Below are 18,550 nucleotides of genomic sequence, written 5' to 3'. Positions count from 1 at the left end.
TCAGTGGTTGGATTTTTAATCTGCGATTATGCGGTTAACGCCACGCTTTGAATTGGTTGATTAAACCGTTGGTCGAGCTGTCGTGCGAGCTGATTTTTTGGTCATTTTCCAACTCAGGCAGGATTCGGTTGGCGAGCTGTTTGCCCAGCTCCACGCCCCATTGGTCGAAACTGAAGATGTTGAAGATCACGCCTTGTACGAAAATTTTGTGCTCATACATCGCAATCAATGCGCCAAGACTGAACGGGGTGATTTTTTGCAACAAAATCGAGTTGGTCGGGCGGTTGCCTTCGAATACTTTGTACGGCACGATATGCGCCACTTCGTTCAAAGTTTTGCCTGCGTCTAAAAACTCTTGTTCCACCACGGCTTGGCTTTTGCCGAAGGCTAAGGCTTCGGTTTGTGCAAAGAAGTTGGAGAGCAATTTGGCGTGGTGATCCGCCAACGGGTTGTGACTCTGCGCCGGGGCAATAAAATCGCACGGAATGCGCTGCGTGCCTTGGTGAATCAGTTGGTAAAAGGCGTGCTGTCCATTGGTGCCCGGTTCACCCCAGATAATCGGCCCGGTTTGATAGCTGACTTTTTCCCCATTGCGCGCCACAAATTTACCGTTGGATTCCATGTTACCCTGCTGGAAATAAGCGGCAAAACGGTGCAAATATTGGTCATACGGTAGGATTGCTTCCGATTCTGCGCCCAAGAAGTTGCTGTTCCAAATCCCGACTAACGCCAACGTTGCAGGAATATTCTGCTCAAGTGCGGTATGGCGGAAGTGGTTATCCATCGCATGCGCACCGCTTAACAGCTGTTCAAAATTATCGAAGCCGATCGACAATGCAATCGACAAACCAATCGCTGACCATAATGAATAGCGACCGCCAACCCAATCCCAAAACTCAAACATATTGGCGGTGTCGATACCGAATTCTGCTACCGCTTTGCCGTTGGTCGACAGCGCTGCAAAGTGTTTTGCTACATGTTTTTGATCTTGCGCCGTCGCCAAAAACCAATCACGAGCGGAAAGCGCATTGGTCATGGTTTCTTGCGTAGTGAATGTTTTCGACGCCACCAGCACCAACGTGGTTTCCGGATTGACTTTTTTCAGCACTTCTGCGATATGCGTGCCGTCCACATTGGAGACAAAGTGCATATTCAAGTGGTTTTTATATGGGCGCAACGCTTCGGTCACCATATAAGGCCCTAAATCCGAACCGCCGATGCCGATATTGATCACATCGGTGATCGCTTTGCCGGTATAACCTTTCCATTCGCCGCCAATCACACGCTCACAAAACGCTTTCATCTTCGCCAACACCGCATTCACTTCCGGCATCACATCTTTGCCATCCACCAACACCGGCGTATTACTGCAATTACGAAGTGCGGTATGCAGCACGGCGCGGTTTTCGGTACGGTTGATTTTTTCACCGCTGAACATCGCTTCGATTGCTTGCGGCAAGGCGCATTCGTTTGCCAGTTGTCGCAACAGCGTTAAGGTGTCTTGATTAATCGGGTTTTTAGAAAAATCAACCAAAATTTCTTGGTTAAATGAAAGTGAATAATTGGCGAAACGGTTATTCTCTTGCGCAAACAATTGCGCAATCGTCACCTCTTGCTGCTGTTGCTTATGTGTTGCCAATGCTTGCCATGCGGCGGTTGTGGTCGGATTAATATTTTGCATTTAATACCTCATGAGTTAATTAATATTCTGTTACTATCTGTATTCCATTATTACCCTTGGGGTCAGCTTTGTTACTAATTCATAGCTGATCACCCCGATATGCCGCGCGACTTCTTCAATCGGCAACACATTGTGCTGCGAATCTTTGCCCCAAAAAATCACTTCATCGCCCACCTGCGCTCGGCTATCAGCACCTAAATCAACGGTAATCATATCCATCGACACTTTGCCGACAATCGGAACACGCTTGCCGTTGATTAATACCGGCGTTCCCGCTGGCACATCGCGTGGATAGCCATCACCATACCCCAATGCGACCACACCGATTTTTGTGTCTTTTGGGCTCAGCCATGCGCCACCATAGCCAACCGGCTCGCCTGCCGGATGTTCACGCACTGCAATCAGGCTAGAGCTGAACGTCATCGCCGGTTGCAAACCATATTCTGTCGCAAGCTGATCATTGGTCGGCGAAATACCATATAAGATAATCCCCGGACGCACCCAGTCAAAATGTGAGGCTTGCCAGTATAAAATTCCGTTCGATGCGGCAAGACTGCGCTCACCCTCTTTATCGGCGCACGCCTGTTGGAAGCGCTGCAACTGAATTTCACTGTAACCGCACTTCAACTCTTCGGCACGGCTGAAATGGCTGACAAAATTAATCTGCGGCTGCACATTCGGGCAGCGTTGCAAACGTTGATAAAACGCATCGACTTCTGCTAACGATACCCCTAAACGGTGCATGCCGCTATCGATTTTAAGCCAAACTTTTATTTTACGGTCTAATACCGCACTTTCCGGTGTTTGTTCCAGTACTTGTTCCAGCGCTTGTAGTTGATATTCGCTGTGCACCACCGTCTCAATATTGTGAGTTATCAAATGTGGCAGATCATCGGCGCTGAAAAATCCTTCCAATAATAAAATCGGCTTTTCAATCCCCTGCTCTCGCAGTGCCAGAGCCTCTGCCAAACGTGCCACGCCATAGCCATCTGCATATGACTGCACCGCTTCGGCAACCTGTAGCATGCCATGCCCATAGCCATTGGCTTTAACAATCGCCAAAATACGGCTGTGCGGTGCTAAACGCTTCACCTGTTGCAAATTGTGTTGCAGCGCAGACAATGAAATCGTTGCAGTTGCTGTTTTCACCCTAACCTCTTAATCTTCTTCGTTATATTCAGGGCCGGCATAATTGTCAAAACGAGAATAACGCCCGTTAAACATCAACCGCACTTTGCCGATCGGACCGTTCCGTTGCTTACCGATAATGATTTCAGCAATATTTTTCATTTCGCTGTTATCGTGATACACCTCGTCACGATAGATAAACATAATCAAATCTGCGTCTTGCTCAATAGATCCCGATTCACGCAAATCGGAATTGACCGGACGTTTGTCAGCACGTTGCTCCAAACTACGGTTGAGCTGCGACAGCGCAACCACCGGCACTTGCAGCTCTTTTGCCAGCGCTTTCAACGAGCGCGAGATCTCGGCGATCTCTAACGTGCGGTTGTCCTGATAACCGGGCGCGCGCATCAATTGCAAATAGTCGACCATAATCAGGCTCAAACCGCCATGCTCACGATAAATTCGGCGTGCTCGAGCCCGCAGCTCCGTCGGCGTTAAGCCGGAAGAGTCGTCGATAAACAAATTCGGTTTATCGCTGAACATTTGTACCGTGCTGTTGATTCGCGCCCACTCGGTTTCATCTTCGATTTGCCCGGTACGGATTTTGGTTTGGTCGACCCGTGACATCGACGCTAAAATCCGCATCATAATTTGATCGGCCGGCATCTCAAGGCTGAACACCAACACCGGTTTACTTTCGCCCATCATCGCATTTTCACACAGGTTCATCGCAAACGTGGTTTTACCCATCGATGGACGGGCGGCGACAATAATCAAATCCGAAGGCTGCAACCCTGCCGTTTTGCGATCCAACGAGGAAAAACCGGTTGATACGCCGGTGACACCATTCTTATTTTTCAATTTTGCCAACAGTTCAATTTTGTCCAACGTGCTATCCAAAATCGACAACACCCCCTTCGGACCTTCATTACTGCCATTGCGTTTTTCCGCGATTTCAAAGATTTTTCGCTCTGCTTCGTCCAACACCTCTTTCACCGGCTGCCCTTTCGGACTGTAGCCACTTTCAGCAATTTTATGTGCGGTTGAAATTAGCTCGCGCAACACCGCTTTTTCACGCACAATATCGGCATACGCCAAAATATTGGCAGCACTTGGGGTGTTTTTGGATAATTCAGCAAGATAGGCAAAACCACCGACATCATCAATAATGCCTTTATTTTTCAATGCTTGATCAAGGGTAATAATATCAATCGGTTGATCGAGGCGTGCCAAATGTTCCATTTGGTTGAAAATTAAGCGGTGCCCGTAAGTATAAAAATCATCAGCGATCACATGCTCGATCACCTCTTCCCACTGATCATTACTTAATAAAAGCCCGCCCAAAACCGCCTGTTCAGCTTCGATCGAATGCGGTGTCATCGCTTGCTCGATTTTTTTCTGGCCCGAACCCTCTCCTGTTGCCGCAAAATGCGTCTTTTCGTTTGCCACCGGATTTTTACCTTATTTTCTATCTCTGAATTGGCATTCAGTATATCAAATTATTACGCTATTTTTTACTGTCAAAGCTAAAAGAGCGGTTCTGATTTTTCAACTGTCCAGAAAAAAACCTCTATCCGCATAACAGATAGAGGTTGTATGGTGTTAGACAACCCGCCTTAATTAGTCATTTTTGGCTTGGGTCGGCGCTGCAAAAACATGGCTGCTGGCGCTGTTGTGTCCGGCAGCACCTTTACCATGGAAATGGTAGCGCGATTCTTGCCATTGCACGATTTCAAACGCTGGCTGTGGCGCAAAAGAAGGGGCTTGCGCCATTGCCGAACGAGTATGTGCCACTTTCGAATAAGTACCGAAAAGCACTTGTGCAACAGGCTCCGATGCTGAAACAGTTTGCTGAGTTTCTACAGTTACTTCTGCCAATTGAACCACAACAGGTGCAACCGGTTTAAGCTCTCGCTCCGCTTCGGCTTCCGCGATAGAAGCTTTAATTTTCTTCTCAACCGATTCATTAGCCGCCTGAGTAACAAAACCTAGCGGCTGTGCGCTTTTTTCACTATCAACAAGCAAAGAGACTGCCGGTGTGCTTAACACCTCGACCGCACTTTTTTCTGGTTTTGCTTGCTCTGGTTTTATTTCTTCGACTTTCGCTTGTTGTTCTTGTTGCAACAGCGTTTCTACCGGCACAAAAGGAGCGCTGCTTTCATCACGGAGTAAACCATGAGCGTCTTGTGCTTTGCTCACATATTGCATATCAACCCACACTTTGCCGCTTGCCAATTCAGGCGAAGCGACCGCCGCAAATAACGGCATTGCCGCAGCCTGGGTAGCTGTGGTTTGAGTTTGGCGACGACGGCGTTGGCTGCCGGTACGCAAATGACGAGGTAAACGGCGACGGCGCGAATTGCGTTGACGCAACTCTTCTTTTACTTCCGATGTATCTTCTGCCAACTCCAATGCTGCAATATTGCTATCCACAGCGACTGAATCCAGCGATAGATCACGCTCTGGCGCTGTTGCTAGCAACGGCGCGACCGCACTTTCAATAACAGGCTCAATAACCGGAACTTGTTCAGAATCCGCTTGATCCGCTGCGGCCTGCTCAACATCTGCGTTTAAACGTACTTTTTTACGCAAGTTACGACGCTCACGACGAACCGCCGCCGGCTGCTCGGCACTGTCACTCAATGCTTTGGATTTTTCCGCTAAATCCGCACTTTCAAGCGCTTCGTTAGGCGTAACATCATTGCGTTTACGGTTAGAACGCTTACGATCATTGCGGTTATTTTTAACCGCATTATCGCTGCTTTCCGCCACCTCTTTCTCATTATTGCGCTCATTGTTGCGCTCATTGTTACGTTTTGCGGCACTATCCGATTTATTCTCGGTTTTGCTTAAGCGTTCATTGGCTGGGCGATCACTATTGCTGTTATCACGCTCGTTACGGTCATTGCGACGACGATTACGGTTCTGGTTATTGCGACGATCACCATTGCGCTCATTGTTGCGACGACGTGGCGCTTTCTCATCTGTTTTTTTCTGAGCTTCAGGTTCGGCTTCACTGATGAATAACCCTTTTAGCTTGGCAAACAAACGGCTGAGTAACGATGCTTGCGGCGCAGGAGCGACCACTTCTGCCGTCGGCATTGGTGCAGCCGTCGGCATATTCAACTCGCCAGCAGCGGCTTTTTCCAACACCGATTCCACCGTCACCACCGCACTGTCGGACGGCTGGCTACGAGTCAGCAGGTTTTCTTCGTTGTTGTGAGCAGTGGCATTATCATCATCTTGAGCATGATATTTGCTTAAATTGTAGCTTAAGGTATTGCTGATTTCGCCATCACGTAAACGGAACACCGAGAAGTGCGGTGTCTCCATCTGCTCATTCGGCACCACGATCACTTCGACATCGTGGCGTTTTTCGATGCTGTAAATCGCTTTGCGTTTTTCATTCAGCAAATAAGAGGCGATTTCCACAGGCACAATGGTATGCACCCGTGAGGTATTTTCTTTTAACGCTTCTTCTTCCAATAAACGCAAAATCGACAACGACAGCGATTCGTTATCGCGCACCTTACCGGTGCCCTGACAACGTGGACAAATGTGATGCGAGGATTCGCCCAATGATGGGCTCAGACGCTGGCGTGACATTTCCAATAAACCGAAACGCGAAATACGGCTGATTTGAATCCGAGCGCGATCTTGGCGCACTGCATCACGCATGCGGTTTTCCACTTCACGCTGGTGACGAATCGGGGTCATGTCAATGAAGTCGATGACAATCAAACCACCTAAATCACGCAAGCGTAATTGACGTGCAATTTCGTCTGCCGCCTCCAAATTGGTGTTAAGTGCGGTCTCTTCGATGTCGCCACCGCGGGTTGCCCGTGCCGAGTTGATGTCGATTGCGGTCAAGGCTTCGGTCACATCAATGACAATTGAACCACCGGACGGCAAGCGCACTTCGCGCTGAAATGCCGATTCGATTTGAGATTCAATTTGATAGTGGCTAAACAGCGGCACTTCGCCTTGATACAGCTTGATACGGTTGATGAAATCAGGACGTACCAGCTTGATGTGTGCTTTGGCTTTTTCGTACACTTTGGCACTGTCGATCAAGATTTCACCAATATCACGCCGCAAATAATCGCGGATCGCCCGCACGATCACATCACTTTCTTGATGGATCAAAAACGGTGCGGCACGAGACTCAGACGCCTGTTTAATTGCATCCCAATGGTGCAGCAGCACTTTCAAATCCCACTGCAACTCTTCCTGCGATTTGCCGACACCGGCGGTACGCACGATCAACCCGACACCATCCGGTACGTCTAATGAACTCAACGCATCTTTCAACTCTTGTCTTTCATCGCCTTCGATACGGCGCGAAATACCGCCGGCACGCGGATTATTCGGCATAATCACCAAATAACTACCGGCTAACGAAATAAAGGTGGTCAACGCCGCCCCCTTGTTACCCCGCTCTTCTTTGCTGACCTGAACAATAACTTCTTGTCCTTCTTTCAGCACATCGCGAATATTTGGCCGACCTTGAAAGGAGTAACCTTGCGGGAAATATTCACGCGCAATCTCTTTCAGTGGCAAGAAACCGTGGCGATCAGTGCCGTAATCGACAAACGCCGCTTCCAGGCTGGGTTCAACCCGGGTGATTTTTCCTTTGTAAATATTGGCTTTTTTCTGTTCGTGCCCCGGACTTTCAATATCCAAGTCGAACAAACGCTGTCCATCAACCAGCGCAACACGCAACTCTTCTTTTTGAGTTGCATTAATTAACATTCTTTTCATTGTTGTTGATACTCAATTATTTGCTTAATTCTCAAACGGATAACTTGCGTACTGGGCTTTATCATCGACCTTGTGTCTGTCTGCTACAGTCAATCTCACGACTGTCTATGCTCAGGTGCATTGATGATATTACTAATGCCAAAATCATTTAATTAGTAAAAACAAAATACTATGGTTTATATTTTGCAAGCGGACGAACGTTATCCATCATGACAACCGCAGATTGAAATGTCTTACACTGATTGTTGCATTCATCGGCGGTCAGATGCCGTCAAACGGCAAATTCTTTTTTCAATTTTAATTTATGTCAGAGGATTGCTATGCCCCCACACACAATAAAAGCGTGTCATTATTTCATTTTATAGGGCGGGTTGGCAAGGTGAGATAAGATAAATTTGTAACAAAATCACATTTCTTCTGCTATTCCTGTTACTTTTCTCTATAATAAAGCGCAAATTCAAGTGAAAGGATAATATTGCCGCATTATGACTATTGAACAACCTAAAACTAACAGCATGCAACCAAGCGTGCGTTTTCAAACAATCGATGCCGATCAAGCCGGACAACGGATTGACAACTACCTGCTCAGCCAGTTGAAAGGCGTCCCCAAAAGCATGATTTACCGGATTATCCGCAAGGGCGAAGTGCGGGTCAATAAAGGACGGATAAAAGCGGAATATAAGCTGCAAGCCAATGATATTGTAAGGATTCCACCGGTTAAAATCGCAGAGAAAGAGCAAGCACCGATTTCTAACAAGCTGCACCAAGTCGCACAACTGGAACAGCAAATTCTGTTTGAGGACGACGTGTTGTTGGTGCTCAACAAACCGTCCGGCATGGCGGTGCACGGCGGCAGTGGACTGAGTTTCGGCGTGATCGAAGCGCTACGCAGCCTGCGTCCTGAAGCCCGTTTTCTTGAATTAGTTCACCGTTTGGATCGCGACACCTCCGGCATTTTGCTGGTTGCCAAAAAGCGCTCGGCTTTACGCCATCTACATCAACAATTACGCGACAAAACCATTCAAAAAGAGTATCTGGCGTTGGTGCGTGGTCAGTGGCAATCGCATTGCAAGGTGATTAATGCGCCATTGAATAAAAACGAATTGGCGAGCGGCGAGCGGATTGTACGGGTCAGCGAGCAAGGCAAACCGTCGGAAACCCGTTTCAGCGTGGAAGAACGTTACGGCGAACAAGCCACGCTCATTAAAGCCATGCCGATCACCGGACGCACCCATCAAATTCGGGTACACAGCCAATACGCCGGACATCCGATTGCCCTCGACAGCAAATACGGCGATCAGGGTTTCGACCAGCAAATGCAACAACTCGGCTTAAACCGTTTATTTCTACACGCTTATGCGATTCGTTTTGAACATCCCAAAAGCGGTGAAACGCTACGTTTGAGCGCCGAATTGGATGCAGAAATGAAACAGATTTTGCGTCAGTTGCGTGAACAAAAACAGGCATAATCCGATGACAAACCGCACTTTTACCCCCAAAGTCGTGGTACTGACCGGTGCCGGCATTTCTGCCGAATCCGGAATCCGCACCTTTCGTGCCAGTGATGGGTTATGGGAAGAACACCGTATCGAAGACGTTGCCACGCCTGAGGGCTTTCAACGCAATCCCGAACTCGTGCAGCGCTTTTACAATCAACGCCGTCAACAATTGCAACAAAGCGAAATTCAACCAAATGCTGCGCATTATGCGTTAGCCGAATTGGAGCAAAAATTGGCGGGGAATTTATTATTAATCACGCAAAATGTGGACAATTTGCACGAACGTGCCGGCAGCAAAAATTTGATCCATATGCACGGTGAATTACTCAAAGTGCGGTGTCAACACTGCGCCAGCGTCTATCCATGGCAGCAGGACATCACCACAAGCGATCATTGCACAAAGTGCGGTGGCGACTTGCGCCCGCATATTGTCTGGTTCGGCGAAATGCCGTTTGAAATGCAACGGATTTACCAAGCACTACAGCAGTGTGATTATTTTATCGCCATCGGCACCAGCGGCAATGTCTATCCCGCCGCCGGCTTTGTCGAAGAAGCCAATTTTGCCAATGCCACCACTGTCGAATTGAATCTCGAACCCAGCAAAGGTCGCTCTGCTTTTAAACAGGCTTATTATGGTGCAGCAACCGAAGTTGTGCCGGAATATTGTCGGAGATTATCAGCCAGATTTGACAGCGTCGATAGGGAATAACTTCACGCTTTATATAAAAAAAGGCAAGTCCAACTTGCCTTTTTCCTATCTAAGAAAGATTACTCTTCGTTCAACAACTTCAATTCCCGTTGATAAACTTGTGTTTTTAAGATTTGCACAAATTCATCGACATCAATTGAACCAAGATCTTGTCCCTTGCGGGTGCGGACAGCAACTTTGCCGGCTTCGATCTCTTTGTCGCCGCAAACCAACATATACGGCACACGGCGCAGGGTGTGTTCGCGGATTTTGAAGCCGATTTTTTCGTTGCGTAGATCGGATTTTACTCGTAAACCGGCATCGGACAGTTTTTTCACCACTTGTTGTACATAATCCGCTTGCGAATCGGTGATGTTCATCACCACCGCTTGCACCGGCGCCAACCATGGTGGGAAGAAGCCCGCATACTCTTCAGTGATAATCCCGATGAAACGTTCGATTGAACCCAAAATTGCACGGTGGATCATCACCGGTACACGACGATCGTTGTCTTCTGCCACATATGAGGCATTTAGACGTCCCGGTAAGGCGAAGTCTAACTGAATCGTACCACACTGCCATTCGCGATCCAGACAGTCACGCAGCGCAAATTCAATTTTTGGTCCGTAAAATGCGCCTTCGCCTTCTTGCACTTCATACGCCAAACCGTTGTGTTTCAACGCATTCGCCAAGCCTTCTTCGGCTTTGTCCCAAATTTCATCGGATCCGATACGCGAATCCGGACGGGTCGACAGTTTGACCTGAATATCGGTGAAACCAAAGGTGCTGTAAATGTCGTACACCATACGGATACAAGCGGTCACTTCGCTTTCCACTTGATCTTCGGTACAGAAAATATGTGCGTCGTCTTGAGTGAAACCACGCACCCGCATTAAACCATGCAGTGAGCCGGACGGTTCGTTACGGTGGCAAGAACCAAATTCCGCCATGCGCAACGGCAGATCACGGTAAGATTTCAAGCCTTGATTGAAGATCTGCACATGCCCCGGGCAGTTCATCGGTTTGATCGCATATTCACGGTTTTCTGATTGAGTGGTGAACATCAAATCAGCGTAGTTTTGCCAGTGACCCGTTTTCTCCCACAACACCCGATCCATCATAAACGGACCTTTCACTTCTTGATAATCGTATTGTTTTAATTTGGTGCGAACAAAAGTTTCCAACTCACGGAAAATCGTCCAACCGTCATTGTGCCAAAACACCATGCCCGGCGCTTCTTCTTGCATATGGTACAGATCCAGCGCTTTGCCGATTTTGCGGTGATCGCGTTTTGCCGCTTCTTCCAAACGCTGCAAATAGGCCGCCAGCTGTTTTTTGTCCGCCCAGGCCGTGCCGTAAATCCGTTGCAGCATTTTGTTGTCGCTGTTGCCACGCCAATAAGCGCCTGCCACTTTTTGCAATTTGAAATGGTGGCAGAATCTCATGTTCGGCACATGCGGCCCACGGCACATATCCACATATTCTTGGTGGTGATACAACGCCGGTGTTGCCGCTTTGTCGATATTTTCATCTAAAATCGCCAGTTTATACGCTTCGCCGCGCGCTTTAAACGTGTCATAAGCCTGCTGCCAGCTCACCACTTTTTTGACCACCTCGTAATCGGTTTTCGCCAGCTCCTGCATTCTTTTTTCCAATGCGTCTAAATCCTCTTGGGTCAAAGAGCGGTCTAGATCAACATCATAATAAAAGCCGTTGTCAATGGTCGGTCCGATCGCCATTTTCACGCTCGGAAACAGTTGTTTGATGGCGTGTCCCAATAAATGGGCGCACGAGTGACGGATAATTTCCAAACCGTCTTCATCTTTGGCGGTGATAATTTCCAGTTTGCTGTCTTGGCTGATTAGATCACAAGCGTCTTTACGCTCACCGTTGACGCGCCCTGCAATGGTTGCTTTGGCAAGACCTGCACCAATATCTTGGGCAACGTCTAATACAGAAACCGGATGGTCGAACTGACGTTGTGAACCGTCAGGTAAAGTAATAATTGGCATAAAAAATCCTTGTACAGTGGTAACCCATACGCAAGGTTACTTGTTGTTTTAGAGTGATAGAAAGATAAATCATTATGATTTTTCGCACCTACTCTGTGCAAAAAATCGAGCCATATCTTAGCATGAAAAAAACAGAATTTAAGCTTTATTTGTTGATTGATAATATCGGAAATATTGTTTGATAAGTTGAATGAACGGATATATTTAACCATCTGCCGCCGATAGCACAAGTGACAAACCTGCGCCATCGGAGGGGCTATTTTAGTATCGTGTTACTGAAAGTTCTGCATCAAAGATTTACTTTCCAGCCTTCATTAGTCAAAATCAAAATACTTGTTTTATTCAACTCGGATTCTGTTGGCTTGGCTCGAGGATAAATTTGTTCAAATGTCGGGGACATCGCCCAATCGGCAAGATCTTTAATAGCAATACGGTAATTAACCTGTGAAGCCTTGACACCGCCTTGCTCGCCCGGCTCGGTAAAGTTAACGATTTGCTCCACAACCGCTCTTCCACTACACAGTTTTCGGCTTGAAGAGAAAGCATTTGACTGCTCAACCAGATAAGGTTTGATTTTATCTGTTTCAGAATAAACTGCGACCTTTTCCTCAGTCGGCTCACCCCACATTCTTTTCAAAGCAAGCATTTTATTTTCTTTAGTAAAAAATCCTAACGATTCTAAAAAATCGGCTTGCTGAATTTCAGCACCGCTCTGAATACCCCGATCCAATAATACTACATCTCCGATTTTTAATGCTGAATCATCAGCCGGTTGTACGTTTGCAACCGGTAGCGTAATGCAAACTGCTTTTTGTGTATCCAAGGCTTCTTGAATCGCTTTACTGAAATTTTCTTTATTCGCATCTTTAACATCGCTGCAAGCGGATAATACGAATACCGAACTTAATAGTGGAAAAACCCAAGATTTTTTAAACATAAAGACTCCGTTAATAAATGATAGTTAAAATCCCTCCCATTCAAAAAAAAAACGGTTTTTTGTCAACACTATTTTTAAATTTTTATCAAAAAAAACCGCACTTCAATAAAGTGCGGTTAGTGTAATTTAATAACTTATCAGAAATCAGTCTTTTTTGCCCAATTGCGGTAACACCGAATCTTTGCCGGCAATCAATAAGCCACTTTCGGTATAAATGCCCAGTTTGGCACGGGTGTCGACGATGTCGAGATTGCGCATCGTCAATTGACCAATCCGATCTGCCGGGCTGAACGGGGCATTTTCCACTTTTTCCATGCTCAGACGTTCCGCTTGGTAAGTCAGATTTGGTGACACAGTATCCAAAATTGAATAGTCATTACCACGGCGCAGTTCCAATGTCACTTCACCGGTGACTGCGCGTGCCACCCAGCGTTGTGCAGTTTCACGCAACATCAGAGCCTGCGGATCGAACCAGCGACCTTGATACAACAAACGCCCTAAACGCAAGCCGTTGATGCGGTATTGTTCAATCGTATCTTCGTTGTGAATGCCGGTGACTAAACGCTCGTAGGCAATGTGCAACAGTGCCATGCCCGGGGCTTCATAGATGCCGCGGCTCTTGGCTTCGATAATCCGGTTTTCGATTTGATCGCTCATGCCCAAGCCGTGACGACCACCGATGCGGTTTGCTTCCAAGAACAGCGCTACCGGATCGGTAAATTCTTTGCCATTTAAGGCAACAGGCACACCTTCTTCAAAGCGCACCGTCACTTCTTCCGCTTTGACGGTAACATTTTCGTCCCAAAACGCCACGCCCATAATCGGTTTCACGATACGAATGCCGGTGTTCAAAAATTCCAAATCTTTAGCTTCGTGGGTTGCTCCCAGCATATTCGAGTCGGTGGAATAGGCTTTTTCCACTGACATTTTGTAGCTGAAACCATTAGCAATCAAAAATTCAGACATCTCGTGACGACCACCCAATTCATCAATAAATTGTTGATCCAGCCATGGTTTATAAATTTTCAAGTGTGGGTTGGTCAGCAAGCCGTAGCGGTAGAAGCGCTCAATATCGTTACCCTTAAAGGTGCTGCCGTCACCCCAGATATTCACATCATCTTCTTTCATCGCCGCCACCAACATCGTGCCGGTCACCGCACGTCCCAACGGGGTGGTGTTGAAATAGGTCACGCCGCCGGTTGAAATGTGGAACGCCCCACATTGAATCGCCGCAATCCCTTCGTGTGCCAGTTGGGTGCGGCAGTCAATCAAGCGAGCATCTTCTGCGCCATATTCTTTGGCTTTGCGCGGAATGGCGTTGTAATCGTCTTCGTCAGGTTGTCCCAAATTGGCGGTGTAAGCATAGGGCACGGCGCCTTTTTGCCGCATCCATAACAGTGCGGCGCTGGTGTCTAAGCCGCCGGAAAATGCAATACCGACTTTTTGACCTAACGGAAGATTTTCAAGAATTGTCGCAGACATAATAATTCCTATTTTTTGATAATCGTTGAGATGATGTTGTGCTGAACGGATAAATCCTGTTTATGCGGTTGAACATTATGCGGTAAATCCTATTTTTTGTCCATCAATAAAATAAAAATTCAATTAAATGAATAAATAGTCAATATTTACCGCTAATATGAATAAATATAATTCTTAGCTCCTATTGCAACAGGGCTAAAAATTCGTCAAAAAAGCTTGGAAAAGTTTTCGCTGTACAGCCCGGATCCAGAATCGTCACCGAGGTATCGGAAAGCGCCACCAGTGCAAAACACATCGCCATGCGGTGATCGTTGTAGGTTGCGATTTCAGCGTGCTTAAATTGGCTCAAGGGCAACGGTTGAATTCGCAGGTAATCCTCGCCTTCTTCCACTTCCGCACCGACTTTACGCAACTCAGTTGCCATTGCCGTTAAGCGATCGGTTTCTTTTACCCGCCAGTTATAGATATTGCGGATCACGGTTTCGCCCTGTGCAAAAAGTGCGGTGGTAGCGATGGTCATCGCAGCATCGGGAATGTGGTTCATGTCCATATCAATCCCGTGCAGCTCGCCCTGCTCGGCTTCGATAAAACTATCGCCCCAGGTAATTTTTGCCCCCATTTTTTCTAACACGTCGGCAAACAGACGATCGCCTTGAATGCTGTTTTTACCAATACCGGTCACGCGCACTTTGCCTTTAATTGCCCCGGCTGCCAAAAAATAAGAGGCAGATGACGCATCGCCTTCCACCAAGTAATCCCCCGGTGCTTGATACTGCTGTTGCCCTTTTACCTTGAAAGTGCGGTAGTCTTGGTTGTCCACCCGCACCCCAAAAATCGCCATCATATTCAGGGTGATGTCAATGTAGGGCTTCGACACCAACTCGCCGATAATCTCGATCTCAGTATCCGCTTCCGCCAGCGGCGCCGCCATTAAAAGTGCGGTCAAAAACTGGCTGGATACCGAGCCGTCGATCTGCACTTTACCGCCTTTTAAACCGCTGTTGCGAATCGCCAATGGCGGATAACCGTCATTTTCCAGATAATCAATTTCCGCTCCGGCTTGGCGCAACGCATCGACCAGATGTTTAATCGGGCGTTCTTTCATGCGTGGTTCACCGGTCAATACGATTTCACCCGCATCAGCTTCGCTATGGCGTAAGCATAACGCTGCCGCCAGCGGACGCATTGCGGTGCCGGCATTGCCTAAAAACAGTGACAAACCGTCCTTCAGGCAAAATGCTCCGCCCAACCCGGTCACTTCACATTCAGTTTTATCCGCTGAAAGCCGATAGCTTACGCCAAGCTGCTTCAGCGCGTTCAACATATGCCGCACATCGTCACTGTCCAGCAAATTGGTGACATTGGTCGTGCCGTTTGCCAAAGCTGCCAGCAACAGCGCACGGTTGGATAAACTTTTTGAGCCGGGCAGATTAATCGTGCCTTCGACACGGGCGATCGGATTTAAAGTGATTGAAGTTGGTTGTTGCATAAATCATTATTCCGTAAAAGTGCAGTTTTTAAATACCGTTATAATCCCAAAACTAAACTCAGCGCATCAATGAAGCGTTGGTTTTCTTCCGGCAAACCAATGCTGATCCGCAAGTGATTCGGTAAGCCGTAACCGGCAATCGGGCGCACAATCACGCCGTTTTCCAGCAGTTTTTGGTAAATCGGAGCGGCAGGTTGTTTCAGGTCTAAGGTGATAAAATTGCCTTTAGACGGAATATACTGCAAGCCTTGTTGTTGGAAAAAAGTTTCCAATTGGTGTAGACCTTGGCGGTTGTTGTCCGCCACTTTTTCGATAAAGGCATCATCATTAACCACTGCCACTGCCGCCGCCAACGCCAAGCTGTTACAGTTGAACGGTTGGCGCACCCGATTGCACAAGTCCGCCACTTCTGGTGAGGACACCATATAACCGATACGCAAGCCTGCCAAACCGTAAGCCTTGGATAAAGTGCGGCACACCACCAAATTCGGGAATTTTTGCAAGAGATTAAATGACGGTACTCGTTCATGCACTGAGGTAAATTCAGTATACGCTTCGTCTAAAATCACCAAAATATTCGCTGGCACTTGTGCTAAAAACGCTTCGATTTGCTCGGCAGTTAAAAAAGTACCGGTCGGATTGTTCGGATTGGCAAGATAAATCACTTTGGTTTTTTCGCTGATCGCCGCCAAAAAGCCGTTCAAATCATGCCCGTAATCTTTTGCCGGCACCACCACTGCTTTGGCGTTGATCGCTTGCGAAACCAATGGATACACAATAAAAGTATATTGCGAAAAAATCACTTCATCATTGGCATTTAAAAAAGTATGAGCCGTGATTTCCAACAAATCGTTCGAGCCATTGCCCAAGGTGATTTGTTCCGGCTTTAAACCGAATTTTTGCGCAATCGTCTGCTTCAATTCAAAACCGTTGGCATCGGGATAGCGGGTCAAATTGTCTAGTTGGCGGCTGATTGCTTGTTTAGCGCTCTCCGGAAAACCAAACGGATTTTCGTTTGAAGCCAGTTTCACAATGTTGCTAATGCCAAGTTCACGCTCCAACTCTTCAATTGGTTTGCCCGCCTGATATGGCGACAACTGGCGCACGCCCGGATTGGCGATGTCGATAAATTTCATGGTCTTTTCTATTCTCTGTTTTTATGAATTTTGGTTCGCTTGCGCAAACTGCTGCATAAAGGCAATTAACGCCTCAACGCCCTCAAGCGGCATTGCATTGTAAATTGAAGCACGCATACCGCCGACAATTCGATGCCCTTTCAGCGCTTGTAAACCGCACTTGGTCGCCTCTGCCACAAATTTGGCGTTCAATTCGTCATCGCTACAGGTAAACGTCACATTCATCAAAGAGCGGTTGGCGACGGCGACAGTATTGCGGTAAAAATCGCTTTGATCGAGATACGCATACAACTTTTCCGCTTTGGCACGGTTACGGCTTTCCATTGCAGTTAAACCACCATTGTCCAACAGCCATTGGAACACCAACGAGCAGAGATACCAGGCAAAGGTCGGCGGGGTGTTAAACATCGAGTCGTTGTCACGCAGAATTTGGTAATTCCAGATTGACGGCGTATTGGCACGGGCTTTGCCGATCAGATCATCACGCACGATTAAAATCACAATGCCGGACGGGCCCATGTTTTTTTGTGCGCCGGCATAAATCACCCCAAATTTGCTGACATCAATTGCACGCGACAGAATATTCGACGACATATCCGCTACCAAGACTGCATCACCGACCTTCGGCACGTCAAAGATTTCTATGCCGCTGATGGTTTCATTCGGGCAGTAGTGTACATAATCGTATTGCGCAGCAACTTCGCTGAAGTCCAGTTGATCAACAGCGACAACGCCATCTTGTTCCGCACTAATCGTTACTTCGTTAATCTCACCAAACAGCCGGGCTTCTTTGGCTGCCGCTGCCGACCAATAACCGCTGTTCAAATACAGCGCTTTGCCGTTTTCACTCAATAAATTCATCGGCACAGCCGCAAATTGCCCACGTGCGCCGCCTTGGGCAAACAACACTTGGTAGTTATCCGGAATCGCCAACAACTCACGCAGTTGTTGAATCGAGCGCTCCGCTAATGCCATAAAGTGTTTACCGCGATGACTGACTTCCATCACCGAGGTTTGCAGCCCTTCCCAATTCAACAGCTCTTGTTGCGCTTGTGCTAATACCGCCTGTGGCATCATCGCCGGACCGGCACTAAAGTTAAATACCTTTGACATGCTTTCCTCTTAATTGATCCAATAAAATAAATATCGCTTAGTTTTATCATTCCGCTCTACGCTTATCAATCGCTTTATTTGATTTCTCACTATTTTTATTATCCAAAACGTGATCGAAGCCTTTGACGACCTCGGTTAAAAAAGATAAATTAGAGAAAGTCATCAATAATCAACCAGTGAGTATAAATATGGAACCTGTAAATAAACAATGTTTTCAAGATGTTTTGGAGTATGTCAGCTTGTCTCGTCAAAAAAATAAGTTGAAACGTGATATGATCGATATCGAACGCAAAATTCGCGACAATCAAAAACGTGTGCTGTTGTTGGATAACCTCAATCAATACATCAACGATGAAATGAGCGTCAGTGATATCCGCACCATTATTTCCAGTATGCGTGATGATTACGAAGATCGCATCGACGACTACATTATCCGTAATGCTGAAAATTCTAAACAACGTCGCGAAATCAGCAAAAAACTTTCAGACCAAGCCAAAGCGCGTCAGGCAAAGAAATAAGTTTGGGCATAAACTAAGTGCGGTTCAACACCGCACTTCAGATTATTGACAAAGATATTTGATTAGGCTGGGTAGGGGCGGATTAACTATCCGCCCGTTTGCGAAG

General features: G+C 47.1%; 13 protein-coding genes. 3 read left to right on the top strand and 10 right to left on the bottom strand.

Going from position 1 to position 18,550, the window contains the following annotated elements; all coding sequences use genetic code 11:
- Nucleotides 1–34: 34 nt before the first annotated feature.
- The 4 genes from pgi to rne all read right to left on the bottom strand — a co-directional run bounded on the left by pgi (nt 35) and on the right by rne (nt 7,570).
- The gene (pgi, locus tag FHQ30_RS09135) at nt 35–1,681 is read right to left on the bottom strand and encodes a glucose-6-phosphate isomerase (protein ID WP_139612116.1); all 1,647 of its coding nucleotides are present in this window, start codon (nt 1,679–1,681) and stop codon (nt 35–37) included.
- Between the two features lie 33 nt (nt 1,682–1,714).
- Nucleotides 1,715–2,830, bottom strand: a complete 1,116-nt coding sequence (alr, locus tag FHQ30_RS09130) for an alanine racemase (protein WP_139612115.1) — start codon at nt 2,828–2,830, stop codon at nt 1,715–1,717.
- Nucleotides 2,831–2,839: 9 nt separating this feature from the next.
- Nucleotides 2,840–4,201 carry a replicative DNA helicase gene (locus FHQ30_RS09125; protein ID WP_442805707.1) on the bottom strand — a complete coding sequence of 454 codons (1,362 nt, stop codon included), beginning with the start codon at nt 4,199–4,201 and terminating at the stop codon, nt 2,840–2,842.
- Nucleotides 4,202–4,429: 228 nt separating this feature from the next.
- Nucleotides 4,430–7,570: a ribonuclease E gene (gene rne / locus FHQ30_RS09120; RefSeq protein ID WP_139612114.1), complete on the bottom strand. Its 3,141-nt coding sequence runs from the start codon at nt 7,568–7,570 to the stop codon at nt 4,430–4,432.
- Between the two features lie 485 nt (nt 7,571–8,055).
- Here rne and rluC point away from each other — a divergent pair, with 485 nt between their 5' ends.
- Together rluC and cobB are read left to right on the top strand one after the other, a co-directional pair.
- Nucleotides 8,056–9,039 carry a 23S rRNA pseudouridine(955/2504/2580) synthase RluC gene (gene rluC / locus FHQ30_RS09115; RefSeq protein WP_442805706.1) on the top strand — a complete coding sequence of 328 codons (984 nt, stop codon included), beginning with the start codon at nt 8,056–8,058 and terminating at the stop codon, nt 9,037–9,039.
- A gap of 4 nt (nt 9,040–9,043) precedes the next feature.
- Nucleotides 9,044–9,778 carry a Sir2 family NAD+-dependent deacetylase gene (gene cobB, locus FHQ30_RS09110; protein ID WP_139612113.1) on the top strand — a complete coding sequence of 245 codons (735 nt, stop codon included), beginning with the start codon at nt 9,044–9,046 and terminating at the stop codon, nt 9,776–9,778.
- 59 nt (nt 9,779–9,837) lie between these two features.
- Here the strand turns inward: cobB and thrS are convergent, their stop codons facing one another.
- From thrS to serC, 6 genes are all read right to left on the bottom strand, one after another.
- Nucleotides 9,838–11,769: a threonine--tRNA ligase gene (thrS, locus tag FHQ30_RS09105; protein WP_139612112.1), complete on the bottom strand. Its 1,932-nt coding sequence runs from the start codon at nt 11,767–11,769 to the stop codon at nt 9,838–9,840.
- A 289-nt stretch (nt 11,770–12,058) separates the two neighbouring features.
- Nucleotides 12,059–12,706: an SEN1982 family lipoprotein gene (locus FHQ30_RS09100; protein ID WP_139612111.1), complete on the bottom strand. Its 648-nt coding sequence runs from the start codon at nt 12,704–12,706 to the stop codon at nt 12,059–12,061.
- A 144-nt stretch (nt 12,707–12,850) separates the two neighbouring features.
- Nucleotides 12,851–14,188: an argininosuccinate synthase gene (gene argG / locus FHQ30_RS09095; RefSeq protein WP_176552680.1), complete on the bottom strand. Its 1,338-nt coding sequence runs from the start codon at nt 14,186–14,188 to the stop codon at nt 12,851–12,853.
- Between the two features lie 181 nt (nt 14,189–14,369).
- Nucleotides 14,370–15,677 (bottom strand): 3-phosphoshikimate 1-carboxyvinyltransferase, encoded by a 1,308-nt coding sequence (aroA, locus tag FHQ30_RS09090; protein ID WP_139612109.1) that lies wholly within the window; start codon nt 15,675–15,677, stop codon nt 14,370–14,372.
- Between the two features lie 38 nt (nt 15,678–15,715).
- Nucleotides 15,716–16,813, bottom strand: a complete 1,098-nt coding sequence (gene hisC, locus FHQ30_RS09085) for a histidinol-phosphate transaminase (protein ID WP_139612108.1) — start codon at nt 16,811–16,813, stop codon at nt 15,716–15,718.
- Nucleotides 16,814–16,834: 21 nt separating this feature from the next.
- Nucleotides 16,835–17,926 (bottom strand): 3-phosphoserine/phosphohydroxythreonine transaminase, encoded by a 1,092-nt coding sequence (gene serC / locus FHQ30_RS09080; RefSeq protein ID WP_139612107.1) that lies wholly within the window; start codon nt 17,924–17,926, stop codon nt 16,835–16,837.
- A 188-nt stretch (nt 17,927–18,114) separates the two neighbouring features.
- Between serC and FHQ30_RS09075 the strand changes: the two genes are divergently transcribed.
- Complete coding sequence (locus FHQ30_RS09075) at nt 18,115–18,444, top strand: DUF496 family protein (protein WP_132967378.1); 330 nt, start codon at nt 18,115–18,117, stop codon at nt 18,442–18,444.
- The last annotated feature ends 106 nt before the right edge of the window (nt 18,445–18,550 follow it).

It is taken from the genome of Testudinibacter sp. 'clade 2', from assembly GCF_006227735.1.
Lineage (GTDB): Bacteria > Pseudomonadota > Gammaproteobacteria > Enterobacterales > Pasteurellaceae > Chelonobacter.
This window is presented reverse-complemented; position numbering and strand designations above follow the sequence as displayed.

Excerpts from the sequence above, each read along its gene's own strand:
- pgi (WP_139612116.1), bottom strand. The coding sequence starts at position 1,681 with ATGCAAAATATTAATCCGACCACAACCGCCGCATGGCAAGCATTGGCA.
- rne (WP_139612114.1), bottom strand. The coding sequence starts at position 7,570 with ATGAAAAGAATGTTAATTAATGCAACTCAAAAAGAAGAGTTGCGTGTT.
- rluC (WP_442805706.1), top strand. The coding sequence starts at position 8,056 with ATGACTATTGAACAACCTAAAACTAACAGCATGCAACCAAGCGTGCGT.
- cobB (WP_139612113.1), top strand. The coding sequence starts at position 9,044 with ATGACAAACCGCACTTTTACCCCCAAAGTCGTGGTACTGACCGGTGCC.
- thrS (WP_139612112.1), bottom strand. The coding sequence starts at position 11,769 with ATGCCAATTATTACTTTACCTGACGGTTCACAACGTCAGTTCGACCAT.
- FHQ30_RS09100 (WP_139612111.1), bottom strand. The coding sequence starts at position 12,706 with ATGTTTAAAAAATCTTGGGTTTTTCCACTATTAAGTTCGGTATTCGTA.
- argG (WP_176552680.1), bottom strand. The coding sequence starts at position 14,188 with ATGTCTGCGACAATTCTTGAAAATCTTCCGTTAGGTCAAAAAGTCGGT.
- aroA (WP_139612109.1), bottom strand. The coding sequence starts at position 15,677 with ATGCAACAACCAACTTCAATCACTTTAAATCCGATCGCCCGTGTCGAA.
- hisC (WP_139612108.1), bottom strand. The coding sequence starts at position 16,813 with ATGAAATTTATCGACATCGCCAATCCGGGCGTGCGCCAGTTGTCGCCA.
- serC (WP_139612107.1), bottom strand. The coding sequence starts at position 17,926 with ATGTCAAAGGTATTTAACTTTAGTGCCGGTCCGGCGATGATGCCACAG.
- FHQ30_RS09075 (WP_132967378.1), top strand. The coding sequence starts at position 18,115 with ATGGAACCTGTAAATAAACAATGTTTTCAAGATGTTTTGGAGTATGTC.